The organism is Arthrobacter sp. Y3223166 (assembly GCF_059090935.1).
The window spans coordinates 1-14,460 of sequence record NZ_JBNHGE010000006.1 but is presented as its reverse complement, the minus strand read 5'-3'; the positions used below and the strand labels follow the sequence as shown (position 1 = coordinate 14,460).

Genomic DNA, 14,460 nt, shown 5'->3' with positions numbered 1-14,460 from the left:
GCAGTCCCGACATCAACGGCTCAAGCAACCGGATCTCGACCGGCTGGGGTGGAAGGAGCTCGGCCGGCTATGTGCAGCTGGGCTCCGCAAGCACCGTCAGCGCGCGACCGGCCCGCCCTCCCGGGCCCGCCCAAACCCCGTCGTCAGCGGGCGACCGGCGCGCCCTCCACTGAAGCCGGTTCGCCGGCGGGCTCCTCCACCGGTTTCCGGATGAAGAACGCCGCCGCCACGGCCACGATGGAGATGAGGGCTCCGGCCAGGAAAGCCATCCGCACTCCGCCTGCCACCGCGGTCGTCGTTGCCGCACCTTCGGCGGAAAGAACGGCCGCCTGCATGGACATGACGGTGACGAACATGGCGGTGCCCGCTGCCCCGGCCACTTGCTGCACCGTGCCGATGACGGCGCTTCCGTGCGAGTACAGCTGCCGCCGCACCGACCCGAGACCAGCGGAAAACAGCGGCGTGAACAGCAGCGCCAGGCCCACGCTGAGCACGATGTGCGCCGCCAGCAGCGTCAGCGCGGCGGTGTCCTCGCTGACCGTAGAGAAGAACCAGAGCACGGTGCTGACCACCGCCGTTCCCGGCACCAGCAGCACCCTCGGGCCGAACTTGTCATAGAGCCGGCCGACGGCCGGGGCGAGCAGGCCCATCAGCAGCCCGCCCGGCAGCAGCATCAGCCCGACCTGCAGCGGCTCGAGCCCCAGAACCTGCTGCATATATATAGGGAGCAGAATGATGGTGCCGAACAGTGCGGCCATGCTGACAGCCATCAGCCCGACGGACACGGAGAAGTTGCCGGAGCGGAAGGTCCGCAGGTCCAGCAACGCCCTGTCCGAGCGCTGCAGCCGAACCTGACGGAGCAGGAATACCAGCAGCCCCACGCCGCCGGCCGCAAATGCAACCCACATGGCGGCACCCGTGCCCGGCCCCGCCGTCGTTGTTCCGTGCCCGGCGCCGACCTGGCTGAGGCCGTAGATCAGCCCGCCGAAGCCGATGGCGGAGAGCGCCACGGACGGCAGGTCCAGCGGCACCGGCCGGGGCTCGGTCACGTTCTGGATCCGCCGGTTGCCGACCGCCAGCATGGCCAGCGCGATCGGCAGCACCAGCCAGAACATCCAGCGCCAGGACAAGGTGTTGAGGATGATGCCGGAGATGGTCGGGCCGATGGCCGGCGCCACTGATATGACAATCGAGACGTTGCCCATCGTTTTGCCGCGGTCCTCGGCCGGCACCAGGTTCATCAGCGTGGTCATCAGCAGCGGCATCATGATCGCGGTGCCCGACGCCTGGACCACGCGGGCCACCAGCAGCACCTCGAACCCCGGAGCCAGCGCGGCCAGCAGCGTTCCCGCGGAGAACAGCGCCATCGAAGCGGTGAAAACCTGGCGCGTGGTGAAACGCTGCAAAAGGAATCCGGTCACCGGGATGACCACGGCCATGGTCAGCATGAACGCCGTGGTCAGCCACTGCGCCGCGCGGGCGCTGATGCCCAGGTCGTCCATCAGGTCGGTCAGCGCCACGGACATGATGGTCTCGTTCAGGACCACCACGAACGCAGACATCAACAGGATGCCAATCACGCGGCGGTTCCGGCGCGACTCATCAGCCGTCAGCCCGCTGCCGCGGGCGGGTCCGGGCCGTGCCGAGGCTCTGTTCGTCGACATATTTTTATTCACGGGGAGATCCTCGCGTGGAAATCGTGCTGTTGGGGGCGGCCGGAAACAGCCCAAGAAGGCCGGGCGCAGGCGGAGTAACAGCTTAACCTGCCCCCGCTGACTCCTATTCCCGGCGGTCAACCTCGAATAAACAACGACGCCGGTGCTCGCCGCCGGGCGGGAACCGGCATCTGTGGGGGAGGGGTGCGCGCGGATGGTTCCCCCACCGGTCCCCTCTAAGAGGAGCACTCCCGCCGTAGTTGAAGTGGAGGGAAAGTCGCGCTTACGGGTTAAAAGAGGAGAAGCCCCGCCGGCGCAAGGCCGACGAGGCTTCCCTGTGATCCCGGACCGGCCGTTGGGGGAATAGCCGGTCCAGGAGTTTTGGGGGTGGTTACATCGTGTAGTAACCGGTAACGGGCATGGCGTTCACGTCGTGCACCATGGTGCCCTGGCTTGGGTTCAGGGCGCTGATCATTTTGCCGCCGCCCAGGTAGATGCCCACGTGGCCGCCGCCGTTCTGCACCACCAGGTCGCCCGGCTGCGGGTTGCTGGTCGGGGTCAGGGCGCCGCCCTGGTGCTGGCTGAGGCGGGGGAGGTCCACGCCGGCCTGGGCGTAGACCCACTGGGTGAAGCCGGAGCAGTCCCAGCCTGCCGTGGAGGTGCCGCCCCAGACGTAGGGCGTGCCCTGGGCGGACAGGGCGATGTCCACGATGCTCTGGTTGCCGCCGGTGGAGGCCGGCTTGATGTCGGCGCTGGCCAGCGAGACAGTAGCGGCGTCGGTCGACGCAGCCAGGGTCGTAGCGGCTCCGCCGCCGCCCTGCGCTGCCTGTCCGCCACCGGACTGTGCGGATCCGGTCAGCGCGATCTGGTCGCCCGGGTAGATGATGGAGTACGCGCCGAGGCCGTTGATGGCCAGCACGTCCTGCACATTCTTGCCGTACTGGGCGGCAATCGTGCCCACGGTGTCGCCCGCGACCACGGTGTGGGTGGTGGCACCGGTAGCGGCACCGGCGTCGGCGGCCGAGCTGGTAACGGAAGCGCGCTCCACCTCGAAACCGGCGTTGGCCGGGGCGGCAACGGTGTCCGTTGCATTGGCAGCGCCGTAGGTCGGGACCGTGACATCGGCGGCGGCATTGGCCGGCAGGCCGGCACCCAGCATCAAACCACCGGCGGCTGTGACGACGGCGGCGCCGCGGCCGACGGTTCCGGCGCGGGACGAGACAGCCTGGGACAGACCGGCCACGGTGGTGTTGCGGACCGGGGTGGCACGGTGGCGTGCGCGATTGTTTTTGAGCAGCAAGAAGATACCTCTCCCAATGCCTGCGAGGTAAGCTGTCGGGTTCGGGTGGGAGTCACCCGGCCGTGCGGCAGCGCGGTAAGCACTCCGTACGACTTAACCCCAAGAGCCCCAAGAGGGGCCCAGAATGTGGGTCCCCCGCCTCTGCCAGATGTCTAGCGAACGAACTCGGAAAGGCTGGCAGAGCTAGGCAATACCCTCCGAGGACATCGGCGCATGATCGCCGACGTGCTGAAAACATTACATAACGGTTCGGTAACTGTCCAAGCCCTGAAATTTACCTGTGGATAACCTGAGAGCCATCTTGCGGTCAGGAGCGAGCAACCCCCAGGCGGCCGTTGCACGCGTCCGTCACGATACATCGGGCGCAACAATCGGCCGATTAAGCAGTCGCTGCGGGCTAACTTGTACGCTGGCAGAGTGGTGGACTTCACGCTTAAACAGCTGCAGTACTTTGTTGCAGTCGCTGACCACGGCTCAATCTCGGCCGCCGCCGCCGCCAGCCACATCTCACAGGCGGCGATGTCCCAGGCGCTGACAGAGCTGGAGCGGATCGTCGGCGCGCAGCTGATGGTGCGGCACCGGTCCCGCGGAATCGCCCTGACCGGCGTCGGGCAGCAGTTCCTGCGCGACGTCCGGAGCCTGGTCCGGCACGCCGACGACGTGCAGAACAGCATCATCGAGCGCCAGCAGGGGTTGGTCGGCCCGCTGGCCATCGGCTGTTACAGCACCCTGTCCGCCTTCTGGGTTCCGGTGATCAGCGAACGGTTCATCAAGCCGCATCCGCGCCTCACCGTGACCATGGAGGAAGGCGAGGCCGCCGAGCTGCAGCACCGGATGCAAGAGGGCTATTTGGATGCGGTGTTGACCCATACGCGGCACCTCTTGCCCGGCGTGCAGGCCCGCACCGTCAAGGAAGGCCGGCCCTACGTCCTGCTTGCTGCAAGCCACCCGCTGGCTTCGCGCAAAAGCGTCCGGCTCGCCGAGCTGGCCGAAGAAGACTTCGTCTCGCTGGACATCCCCACCGTGCGCGATAACCAGTTGGTCAATCTGCGGCTGTCCGGGCTGGATCCGAAGATCGCCTGGCGTTCGTCAAGTTTTGAGGCGGTGCGGGGCATGGTGGCGCGCGGCCTCGGCTACACCGTGCTGGTGCAGAGGCCGCCGGGCAATTACAGCTACGACGGGCTTCCCCTGGCCACGGTGGAAATCGACGGGCCGGTCGGCCACAGCGATGTCTGTGTGGCCTACGCCAGCGTCACCCGGCCCAGCCTCAGGCTGCGGGCATTCCTGGACTTTTGCGCAGAGGTCGGCGGCGCTGCGGCGAGCGGATGGGATGAGCACACGACGGCGTGACCCACCCTGGCGGCGCTGCGGCGAGCGGCTGGGATGAACACCCGACGGCGTGATCCCGCTTAACCGCGACGGCGGCCGCTGCCCCGGGCAACGGCCGCCGCATGCCGGTTACGGCACGGCTGGAGGAACTACATGTTCTCCGCGGTCAGGTCCTGGTCCTTTCCTTCCTTGATCGCCAGGATGCACAGCCCTGCGAGGACGAACGCGCCGGCCCAGACTGTCGCCACCAGCCACAGCTCGCCGCCGGCCGCCAGCACCAGCCCGCTGGCGATCATGGGGGTAAAACCTGCGCCCAGCGTCGAGGAGAGCTGGTAGACCAGCGAGGCGCCGGTGTAGCGCATCCGGGTCGGGAACAGCTCGGCGGTGAACGCCCCGAACGGTCCGAAGATCGTGCCCTGGATGACGCCGTTGGCCAGGAACAGCCCGATCGCGAACAGCCACAGCGTCCCGAGCTCCAGCATCCACATGATGGGGAAGGCCAGTACCGCGCCGGCGGCGATGCCGATCAGCATCACGGGCCGGCGGCCGAGCTTGTCGCTGTGCCGGGCCGCAAACCAGATGGCGACGACGGTCAGCGCCGCGCCCAACGCTTTGACGTTGAGGACGCTCGTCCGGTCCAGGCCGACCTCGTCCACCACATAGGAGATGGCCCAGACGGTCATCAGGCCCTGGACGGTGTAGGAGCTCATCCCCACCAGCGTGCCCATGATCACGTTCTTCGGGTACTTCGTCAGCACCTCGAGAATCGGGATCTTTTTCTCCTCGGCCTTGTCCTCCAGTGCAAGGAACAGCGGGGACTCGGCGACCTTGAGGCGCACGATCAGGCCAATGCCCACCAGGACGATGCTGATCAGGAACGGCAGCCGCCAGCCCCAGGTCAGGAACTGCTCGTCCGGCAGCACGGACACGGCCGAAACCGCCAGGGTGGCCAACACCGCACCGGCGGGACCTCCCATGTTGGCGAAACTGGCCGCGAACCCGCGGCGTTCCTTCGGCGCGTGTTCCAGGCCCATCAGCATGGCACCGCCCCACTCGCCCCCGACGGCCAAGCCCTGGACGATGCGCAGGACGATCAGCGCCAACGGAGCGGCCATGCCTATCTGCGCCGTGGTCGGCAGCAGGCCGATCAGGGTAGTGGCCACGCCCATGAGCACCATGGAGGTGATCAGCACGCCCTTGCGCCCCAGCCGGTCACCGAAGTGGCCGAAGATGATCCCGCCGAGCGGCCGGGCGATGTAGCCGACCGCCAGCGTGGCGAAGGAGGCGAAGATCCCCACCGCGGGGTCCAGGTTCACGAAGAACACCGTGTTGAAAACCAGCGCCGCCGCGGTGGCGTAGAGGATGAAATCGTAGAATTCGATGGCACTGCCCAGGAAGCTGGACGCCAGGATGCGCCGCATCTCCGGGGTGTTGAGGCTGGGGACCTTCAGGTCCCCGGGCTGCCTGTCGTTCGCCGCAGGGGCCGACGCCGTCGTCGTGTTATTGCTCATGGTGCAACCGCCATTTCGTCATGATCGGCGACTCCGGTGGCTTCCGGGTCGCTGGAAGAGAAGGAGATAACGTCCAGATCGTCGGGGATCAGGAACGTGCCGCTGAAGTCCTTGCCGTGTGCCTGCCAGACGGCGTCCGGAGTGGTTCCCGGCACCAGGTGGTGCAGCGCCAAGGTGCGGGCGCCGGCCTGCCGCGCGATCGCGACGGCGTCCTGCGGCGAGGTGTGGGACCTGCGGTGGTGGTCCATTGAGGCCCGGGCTTCGTCGGAATCGATGCTGCCGTACGCCCGCTGCACCCAGTCGAAGTCGATGGCCTCGTGCAGGAGCAGGTCGGTGCCGCGGGCCAGCCGCACCAGGTTCTGGCAGGGGGCGGTGTCGCCGGAGATCGTGACCGACCCTTCGGCCGTGTCGAACCGGAAGGCGAAGGCGGGTGCCACGGGCGGGTGCTCCACCAGGGTCGCTGTCACGGTGACCAGCTCATCGCGGTAGATCTCGAACGGCTCCATGCCGGCCGGCGTCGGGTTCTGGTTCGGGTGGTAGCCGATCGCGTCGGGGACCACGATGTCTTCGGCCACGAAATAGTCCAGCGGCGAGGGGCGCAGGGCGTCGATGACCCGGTCGTTGAGGTCGGTGGCGTACGCCTGCATCAGGTGGTGGAACATGTCCCGGGTGCCCGGCGTCGGCAATTGCGGGAAAACGGGCGACGGCGGAACCGTGGCGCGGGGTGAAGCCGGCGGCAATTCTCCCCGGTCGCCGGGTCCCAGAATGCGGATGCTCCGCTGTCCGGGCGTGAGGGTGAACAATCCGAAGATGGCCAGCCCGGCCAGATCGATCGTGTGGTCGGAATGCAGGTGGGTCAGGAAAATCCCGCGCAACGACGAAACCTGCAGGCCTGCTTTCATCAGCTGGCGTCCGACGCCGTTGCCGGCGTCCACCAGATAGACGGCATCGCCGACGACGACGGCGGTGGCGATGCCGGTCCGGCGGCCTGCATTCTCACCGGTCCACCAGCGGGGACCGCCCGCGGTGCCCAGCGTGACGACGTGCGGCTTGAGGGAATGGGTCATGGGTCGAGCTCCTCGGAAGTCTTTCCGCCTGTGGTGCCGGCGGAACCTGAATCCCATGATGCGGCTCACAAACACTTTCGTAAAACGGTAATAACCGACCTACTTAAACGGTTTCACTTATAACGTGGCCGGCCCGTTCGGCTGCCGGCGATCCTCTGCCGGCGATCCTCATCCGCGTCCGTGCCATTGTCCGGGCACGGCGGCGGGAGTAGGCTCCGCCTTATCCGGGCCGCGGGGACGGCCGGCGCTTCGGCTGTGGCCGGCGGCGTGGCCCAGCCACTTCGGAAAGGAATGAGCGCCATGCCCATCACGCGTGAGTTGATCATCAACGGCGAGCACGTCCCGGCAGCCTCCGGCAAGACCACCGAGGACATCGGCCCCTACACGGGCGAACCCTTCGCGACCGTCGCTGCCGCCGGGCCGGAAGATGTCACGCGAGCGGTCGACGCGGCGTCGGCGGCCTTCGACGATTGGGCCGCTACGCCTCCCACCCAGCGGGCAAAGATTTTCCTAAAAGCTGCAGATTTGTTCGAAGAACGGATGCAGCAGGGCATCGAGTTGATGGCCGGCGAGGTGGGCGGCGTGGCGGTCTGGGCCGGGTTCAACGTCCAGCTGGCCGCCAACATCCTGCGCTCGGCCGCCGCGGCCACCACCGCGCCGCGCGGCGACGTGCTGGCCACCGACCTGCCCGGCAAATTCTCGTTCTCCGTCCGGCAGCCCTACGGCGTGGTGGCGGCGCTGTCTCCGTGGAACGCGCCCTTCATCCTGGGCATGCGGGCCATGGCCATCCCGATGGCCGTGGGAAACACCGTGGTGCTCAAGCCCAGCGAGGACGCGCCCCTTTCCTGCGGCCTGTTCCTGGCCGACGCGTTGCTGGATGCGGGCCTGCCCGCCGGAGTGCTGAACGTCATCACGAATGACCGGGCGGACGCGAACGAGGTGGTGAGCACCCTGATCTCCGACCCCCGCGTGCGCAACGTGAACTTCACCGGTTCCACCAAGGTGGGACGCATCGTCGGAACGCTGGCTGCGCAGAACCTGAAGCCTGCGGTGCTTGAGCTCGGCGGCAAAAACTCCCTGGTGGTGCTCAAGGACGCCGACGTCGACTACGCCGTGCAGGCGGCGACCTTCGGCTCGTTCATGAACGCCGGGCAGATCTGCATGTCCGTGGATCGCGTGATCGTGGACCGCAGCATTTCCGAGGAGTTCTCGAGCCGCTTCGCGGAGAAGGTCGCCACGCTGCCCACCGGGGACCCGAGGAAGCAGGACACGGTGATAGGCCCGCAGGTCACGCAGGCCGCGGCGGACCGGCAGTATGCATTGATCGACGACGCCGTGTCCAAGGGCGCGACGGTGCTGGCCGGCGGCGGGAAGGCTGCCCAGGCCGTGGTGCCCGCGACGGTGCTCTCCGGGATCACCGAGGAGATGCGGATCTACGACGAGGAGATCTTCGGTTCGGCGACCACGGTGATGGAGGTGGACGGCCCGGAACAGGCGGTGAGGCTGGCGAACGACACGCACTACGGCCTTACCTCCGGTGTCATCACGGAGAACCTGGCCGAGGGCATCGAGGTGGCGCAGCGGCTCAAGACCGGCATTGGCCACGTTAACGACCAGCCGGTGCTGGATGAACCGATGGCCCCGTTCGGCGGCATCCAGGAGTCGGGCTACGGAAAGTTCGGCGGGCAGGCCGGCATCAATTCGTTCACTGAGGAGCGCTGGATCACCATCCAGCAGAACGGGCACGCGCAGTACCCGTTCTGAGCCGTCAGTCGCGGATGCGCACGGCCGTTTCGCGCATGTAGCGGTCCACGTGTGCGTACGCGTCGCGGGTCAGGGCTTTCCAGAGCTCGACGGCGAGGCGCGGGTTTTCGCTCTCCAGCCGGTTCATGGTTTCGGCCGGGAGGAGCTTGACCCGAACCGGGCCATCGGCGCGCACGGTGGTTTCCTGCCGGTCCGCGCTGCCCAGCGCCATTTCGCCGAACGTCATGCCGGCGCTGAGGGTGGTGAGTTTGACCCTGATGTTCTCCGGCCCGGTGGAGGTGGTGGTGACGCGGCCGGACAGGATGAAATAGACGCCGGCGAAGCGCTGGCCAACCCGGCGGATGAGCTCGCCGTCGTCATAGCTGCGCTCTTCCATCAGCTCCGCGAGCGCGGCGGAGTCCTCCCGGTCGAGCGGGCTGAGCGCAGGGGAGTCGGCCACATCCACGGTGGCGGGCATACAGAGCTGATCGCCGTATCCGGCGATCAGCCGGTTTTCGGCGAATTCGACGGCGGTGCTGCGGGTGGCGAACGACGGCACCGGCCGCCCGGATTCCTCGAACCGCTGGGCCAAGGCGCCCTCGCCGTCGATCATCACCAGTTCGCGCCCGGCGTCCGCGAGCGAGGCGCGAAGCTGCTCCAGCATGTCCAGGGCGACCGGGGCGGTTTCGTCCACCCGGCGCATGTCCAGGATGACGAGTTCCACGGAATCGTCCAGGTCGCTGACCTCGCGCACCATGGATTCCGTGCCGGCGAACAGCAGGTCGCCGTTCAGCTCGATGACGCGGGCGCGGTGCCCGTTGGCGCGCAGCACCTCGGCGGCCTCGTCGTTGCGGCGGATCCCGGACGGGGCGTCGGTGATGTCGTAGCTGGCGCGGATGGCGTTGCGGCCGGTGCGCGCGGCCCGGACGAAGTGCAGCCCCATGTCGTGCGAGATCCGCCGGCTGGCCGCCACGCCGCGCACGCTGCTGCCGTGGTCGTCCAGCGGCGGCGAATAAACGGCCAGGCCCAACTGGCCCGGCAGCACCGCGAGCAGGCCGCCGCCGACCCCGGACTTCGCCGGCATGCCCACGTCCGAGAGCCAGGCACCGGCGTCGTCGTACATGCCGCAGGTAGCCATCACGGAGAGGACCCGTTCCTCCACCTCCAGGTCCAGCACCTGTTTTCCGGTGAGCGGGTTGGTGCCGCCGTTGGCCAGGGTGGCCGCCATGACCGAGAGATCGCGGCAGGTGACGAGCACCGAGCACTGCCGGAAGTAGTCCTCGGCCACCGGGTCCGGATCCTGCTCGATGATCTCGAAGGAGCGCAGCAGGTGGGCCAGCGCCCGGTTGCGGTAGCCGTGCCGCGCCTCCGACTGGAACGTGCGTTCGCTGACCGACAGGTCGCGGCCGGCGAAGGCGGAATAGTGCTCGAGGATGCGGCGGAAACCGGTCTTGCCGCCGCTGCCCTTGATCAGGGAGGTGGCGGTCAGTGCCCCGGCATTGATCATCGCGTTGGCCGGGCGGCCGGTGCCCGGAGCCAGGGAGATCTCGTTGAAGGCGTTGCCCGACGGCTCTACGTCCACCTTCTGGTCCACGGCGTCGAGGCCGAGGTCGGAGAGCGCGAGCCCGTACGTGAAGGGCTTGGATATGGACTGGATGGTGAACTCTTCGTTCGAATCGCCGACCTCGTACACATAGCCGTCCACGGTGGCCAGGCAGATGGCGAAGTTGTCCGGGTCCGCGCCGGCCATCGCGGGAATCCCGCCGTACGGCTTGCCGTCCTTGAGGCCGGCGAGCTCGGCGTGCAGGGCGCGGAGATAGCTTTGGATAGGGGAGTCCATGATGCCAGCCTATGGGGTGGCAGGAACGTACAACCAACGGGGCGGGTCCAGGGCCCGGCCCCACGGGCCATGCCCGGCGAGCGAGCCGCCGAGGTGCCGATCATGCCGGAAAGCCGGGCTGCGGGGCCCGCCGGGTTAGATTGGCGGTATGACCGATCCCGGGCCGGTGCCGGCCGCCGACAACCCGCTGTTCGACTTGCTGGGCGCCGGTGATCGCGCCGGGGTCCTTGGCTACGCGGCAGCCATGCCGGACAGCGAAAAGCGGCGCCAGAAGTCGATGGTCCGGAGGTTCCGGACGGTGGTCTCGGCAGAGCCGACCGGCGAGCGCTCGCCGGACGGGTGGTGGCAGGGCCTGCTGAAGCCCGACCATTGGGCCGCCGCGGACATCGCCCACATGGCCTGCATCGGCGCCGAGCGGTCCGCCGACCTGTCCTACACCGACTTAAAAGTTGCGCGCGACGTGCCGCCGGTGTTGTTTCCGGGCCACCTTGACCTGTTCGTCGAGGCATGGGCTGCCCGCTATCTGCGCAATCCCAAAGGCTGGGACCGCAACCGCGGTATTGACGCGATGTTCGACTGGGTCCGCGACGGCCTCGTGCCGGCCCCGGCGCACCGAGGTGCGATGCTCCTGCTGTTGAGCCAGACGCAGGTTGAAGCCATCGACTTTCTCAAGTTCCTGCGGGCGCGGCCGGGATTAATCGACGTGACGCTCAAGGAACTGTTCCACGTACCGGGAATCAAAGGTGCCAGCGCCATGCAGTTCGATGAGGGCAATCCCTGGGAGAACCGCAAGCTGTCGGTTCTGCTGCCGCAGTTGGTGAAGCTGGGCTACTGGGACGCCGAGTGGGTCCGGCAGGGGATTGAACGCGTCCTGGTGAGCGACGAATGGCCGGACTACCAGAAGCGCTTTTTCAAGTTGTTGCGCAGCAACCTCGCGGAGTAGCAAGGGCCGGCAGCGGACCTTGAATGGGCGGCCGTGCGGCAGGCCGTCCCCTGATGACTGGAAGTTGCCAGGTGGGCAGATCGAAGTGCACGAAGTCGTGGCGCACGACGTGTTTGCGGTTTGACGCCGGTGTTGCTGCGCTGATGCATCGTCTACGCTGAGGGAAAAGGCGCCGCGGCGAAAGGCAGGACAGCAATGACTTCCAATCCGCAGGGCACGGGACGGGACGGAGCCGAAGCCGGGGGTACCCACACCGGCCGATCGGGAGCGGGGCCGTCCGGTGGCTCCGGGCAGGGCAAATCCGGCGATCTTGGGCCCAAAACCGGCGGGACAGGCCGGGACGCGCTTGACGGGCGCGAGGCGAGGCAACAAGGCACCCGGCTGGGGATGATCTGGACGTCGGTGGTCGTTGCACTGCTCTTGCTGGTGCTGCTGATTGTGTTCATCGCGCAGAACCAGGACCAGGTCCTGCTGCGCTATTTCGGCTTCGAGGGGCAAGTCGCACTGGGGCTGGCGCTGTTCGTGGCGTCGGTCGCCGGGGGAATCTTTGTCGCCGCCGCCGGGGCAGCCCGCATCATCCAGCTGCGCTACCGCACCCGCGTGAGCCGCAAGAACGGTTCTGCCCCGCGTTAATTCGGATTCGCAGATGGCACAGGACGTACATCGCCGGTTGTTCACGGTCGGTCACGGCACCAGCACGCCCGAAGAGCTGGCCGAACTGCTCCACGGCGCCGGCGTGCAGAAGGTCGTCGATGTCCGCCGGTTCCCGGGCAGCCGCAAGCATCCGGACATGGGTCGCGACGCGCTCGCCGAATGGCTTCCGACCGCGGGCCTCGGCTACCGCTGGGAAGAAGACTTGGGCGGCCGACGGCGGATTCCCGCCGGCGAGCCTGAGCCGGACAGTTGGTGGCAAGTCGCTGCGTTCCGGGCCTATGCCGCCTACACCCGCACCCCGGAATTCGCCAAGGGACTGGGACGCCTGCTGACCGACGCCGAGGCCGCCGACGTGGCGATCATGTGCAGCGAGAGCGTGTGGTGGCGCTGCCACCGCCGGATCATCTCGGACGTCCTGGTGCTGCTGCACGCCTTCGAGGTCGTGCACCTGCTGCCCGGCGGCAAGAAATCATTGCACGAGCCGGCGGCGGGTGCGCGAACCGAAGCCGGCCGGTTGTACTGGGACCTGCCGGCGGCATGACGCCCGGGCGATAAACCACCGTTCGGGAACCGAGCGCAGTCGTACGCAATAAACCACGGCGCCGGGGAACCGAGCCGCGGCTTCGGAATAGAGCCTTGGTGGCCCGCGCGCCGGTGGCGGTCAGCGCTTGCGGCCGAAGACCAGCGAAGCCAGCGCCGTCGCCGCCGTCACCGTATACACCGCCGGCCAGGCGCCGATCTTCTTGGCCAGCGGATGGGACACGCCAAAGGCCGCCAGATAGCCACCGGTCAGTGCCGCCGCCCGCCCGGTGCCGGCGTTGCGCTGCCACATCGCGAAGGCTCCGGCCCCCGCGGCGGCCAGCACGGCGCCGGCCAGCGGGCGGTTCTTGGTCGCCTGGCCGGTCTTGAAACCGCCGAGCAGGCCGGTGCTGGTGAGCAGGGTGGGGAGGACGGAACTCATGGGCATCTCCTTGGACGTCGGGACTTCCAGACTATCCGCGCCCACTCGCCGGCGGGGTGCTCGGCAACCGTGCAGGTGTCCCGGTCGAACCCGCCTGAGGGCATCTGCCCAGGGTGCCGCCCTAGGGTGCCGCCGGCGGGGATCTCCTCTGGGCGGGACCCCGTGCACCCCCGCGGTGCCAAACGGTCAGGTAGAGGCGGTGGGCGGTGATGACCAGCACCAGCCACGCGGCACCGAGGGTCCAGGCGACCAGGACATCGGTGAACCAGTGGTGGCCCAGAAAGACCCTGCTCAATCCCATGGCCACCGCGAACAGGGCAGCGGCGCCGACGGTGAGGATCTTCGACCGCCGCTTGGCCTGGCGCAGGATGAGCAGGTAGGCCACCACGCCGGCGATGACGACCGCGTTGAGGGAGTGCCCGCTGGGAAAGGACGCCGAATATTCGAACGGCGGCACCGCCTCCCGCAGCGGCGGCCGGGCCCGTCCGATAAACTGCTTGGCGGCAACCGTCATTAACAGCGACCCGGCGGCGGCGGTGGTGATCAGGATGGCCGGTGTCCAGGACCGCCGGCGGAAGGTCAGGATACCCATGACCAGCAACGCGAGGATCGGCATGCCGATGGGCCCGCCGATGTTCGTGAACGCGGTCACCGCCGTATTGAGCCAGGGTGACCGGACGGTTTGTGCAGCGTCCAGGACCGGCTGATCGAATTCGGCAACGCCGTCTTCGTCGGTCACCGCCTCGTAGATCTCGGTCGACGCGACGGTGAGCAGCACGGCGACCAGCGCCCCGGCGGCCAGCGTGAGGATCAACGCGGCGTGTGGACCCAGGATGCTGCTGAGGCGGTGCATCCCGCGTGCCAAAAACCTGCCCGGTGGCGTGTTCCACCGGGTCAGGTCCCGCCCGCCCAGGAAGCGCTCTTCGCGCGGACCGTCGACCGGCCGGGACGGCGCGTCGGCGTCGTCGTTGACTTCGTCAGGCATTACGCCCCCTCAGCGGCGGTGCCGCACCACCGCGTTACGGCGCCGCACGACCGCGCTACTGCGCGGCCTTCCGCCTCGCCGCGATCAGCTTGTGCGTTCCGTCGCAGTACGGTTTGATGCCCGACGCGCCGCAGCGGCACAGGGCGACCGTCTCCCGCGTACGGGGCACCGCCTCGCCGTCGCCGTCCACAAGGTCAAAGTCACCGCGCACCAGCAGCGGCCCGTCGGGGCAGACGACGATCTCGGTCGGTTCCTGGCTCGTCATACATTTCTCCTATCGAAGCGTTGAAGTGGCTGAACCGCCGCTGCAGTGATGCCGGGCTGCTGGCCGCGCTCCGCAGCCGTCGGCCGGAATACGGCACGCCGCCCGCCAAGCGCCAGCCCACGGCGAGCCATGAGGTCACGGCCCGCTCCAGCACCCACAGCGGTGCCCACAGCGCGGCCTGCGCGCCGAACACCCGGGCACCGCCGG

General features: G+C 68.0%; 14 protein-coding genes and 1 riboswitch. Of the genes, 6 read left to right on the top strand and 8 right to left on the bottom strand.

Annotated features, from left to right (window positions below; genetic code table 11):
* Positions 1-143: 143 nt before the first annotated feature.
* Complete coding sequence (locus AC5RUH_RS04900; RefSeq protein ID WP_494128097.1) at positions 144-1,664, bottom strand: MDR family MFS transporter; 1,521 nt, start codon at positions 1,662-1,664, stop codon at positions 144-146.
* Between the two features lie 382 nt (positions 1,665-2,046).
* Positions 2,047-2,955: a C40 family peptidase gene (locus tag AC5RUH_RS04895; RefSeq protein WP_494001689.1), complete on the bottom strand. Its 909-nt coding sequence runs from the start codon at positions 2,953-2,955 to the stop codon at positions 2,047-2,049.
* A 3-nt stretch (positions 2,956-2,958) separates the two neighbouring features.
* Positions 2,959-3,123: riboswitch (cyclic di-AMP (ydaO/yuaA leader) on the bottom strand.
* Between the two features lie 249 nt (positions 3,124-3,372).
* Here AC5RUH_RS04895 and AC5RUH_RS04890 point away from each other — a divergent pair.
* Positions 3,373-4,305, top strand: coding sequence for a LysR substrate-binding domain-containing protein (locus tag AC5RUH_RS04890; RefSeq protein WP_494101705.1), 933 nt, complete (start codon positions 3,373-3,375; stop codon positions 4,303-4,305).
* Between the two features lie 128 nt (positions 4,306-4,433).
* Here AC5RUH_RS04890 and AC5RUH_RS04885 read toward each other — a convergent pair whose 3' ends face one another.
* Positions 4,434-5,795, bottom strand: coding sequence for an MFS transporter (locus AC5RUH_RS04885; RefSeq protein ID WP_494128050.1), 1,362 nt, complete (start codon positions 5,793-5,795; stop codon positions 4,434-4,436).
* Positions 5,792-6,862, bottom strand: coding sequence for an MBL fold metallo-hydrolase (locus AC5RUH_RS04880; protein WP_494128049.1), 1,071 nt, complete (start codon positions 6,860-6,862; stop codon positions 5,792-5,794). Before AC5RUH_RS04880 ends, AC5RUH_RS04885 begins: the two co-directional genes overlap by 4 nt.
* Positions 6,863-7,162: 300 nt before the next feature.
* On the opposite strand from AC5RUH_RS04880, the gene AC5RUH_RS04875 reads away from it, so the two are divergent.
* A complete protein-coding gene (locus AC5RUH_RS04875; protein ID WP_494128048.1) occupies positions 7,163-8,626 on the top strand; it encodes an aldehyde dehydrogenase family protein in 1,464 nt (487 codons plus the stop codon).
* Between the two features lie 4 nt (positions 8,627-8,630).
* Here the strand turns inward: AC5RUH_RS04875 and glsA are convergent, their stop codons facing one another.
* A complete protein-coding gene (glsA, locus tag AC5RUH_RS04870; protein WP_494128047.1) occupies positions 8,631-10,445 on the bottom strand; it encodes a glutaminase A in 1,815 nt (604 codons plus the stop codon).
* 148 nt (positions 10,446-10,593) lie between these two features.
* On the opposite strand from glsA, the gene AC5RUH_RS04865 reads away from it, so the two are divergent.
* From AC5RUH_RS04865 to AC5RUH_RS04855, 3 genes are all read left to right on the top strand, one after another.
* The gene (locus AC5RUH_RS04865; protein ID WP_494128046.1) at positions 10,594-11,388 is read left to right on the top strand and encodes a hypothetical protein; all 795 of its coding nucleotides are present in this window, start codon (positions 10,594-10,596) and stop codon (positions 11,386-11,388) included.
* Positions 11,389-11,583: 195 nt separating this feature from the next.
* Complete coding sequence (locus AC5RUH_RS04860; protein ID WP_494001682.1) at positions 11,584-12,021, top strand: LapA family protein; 438 nt, start codon at positions 11,584-11,586, stop codon at positions 12,019-12,021.
* Between the two features lie 13 nt (positions 12,022-12,034).
* Entirely contained in the window at positions 12,035-12,583 is a 549-nt protein-coding gene (locus AC5RUH_RS04855; RefSeq protein WP_494102319.1) for a DUF488 domain-containing protein, read from the top strand.
* Positions 12,584-12,703: 120 nt separating this feature from the next.
* On the opposite strand, the gene AC5RUH_RS04850 is transcribed toward AC5RUH_RS04855, so the two are convergent.
* The 3 genes from AC5RUH_RS04850 to AC5RUH_RS04840 all read right to left on the bottom strand — a co-directional run bounded on the left by AC5RUH_RS04850 (position 12,704) and on the right by AC5RUH_RS04840 (position 14,253).
* Positions 12,704-13,003: a hypothetical protein gene (locus AC5RUH_RS04850; RefSeq protein ID WP_493987708.1), complete on the bottom strand. Its 300-nt coding sequence runs from the start codon at positions 13,001-13,003 to the stop codon at positions 12,704-12,706.
* A 121-nt stretch (positions 13,004-13,124) separates the two neighbouring features.
* Positions 13,125-13,988 (bottom strand): phosphatase PAP2 family protein, encoded by an 864-nt coding sequence (locus AC5RUH_RS04845; protein WP_494128045.1) that lies wholly within the window; start codon positions 13,986-13,988, stop codon positions 13,125-13,127.
* Positions 13,989-14,043: 55 nt separating this feature from the next.
* Positions 14,044-14,253, bottom strand: a complete 210-nt coding sequence (locus tag AC5RUH_RS04840; RefSeq protein WP_494001678.1) for a CDGSH iron-sulfur domain-containing protein — start codon at positions 14,251-14,253, stop codon at positions 14,044-14,046.
* Positions 14,254-14,273: 20 nt separating this feature from the next.
* Between AC5RUH_RS04840 and AC5RUH_RS04835 the strand changes: the two genes are divergently transcribed.
* Positions 14,274-14,460, top strand: a 187-nt coding sequence (locus tag AC5RUH_RS04835) for a hypothetical protein (protein WP_494128044.1), incomplete at its 3' end; no start/stop codon positions are given.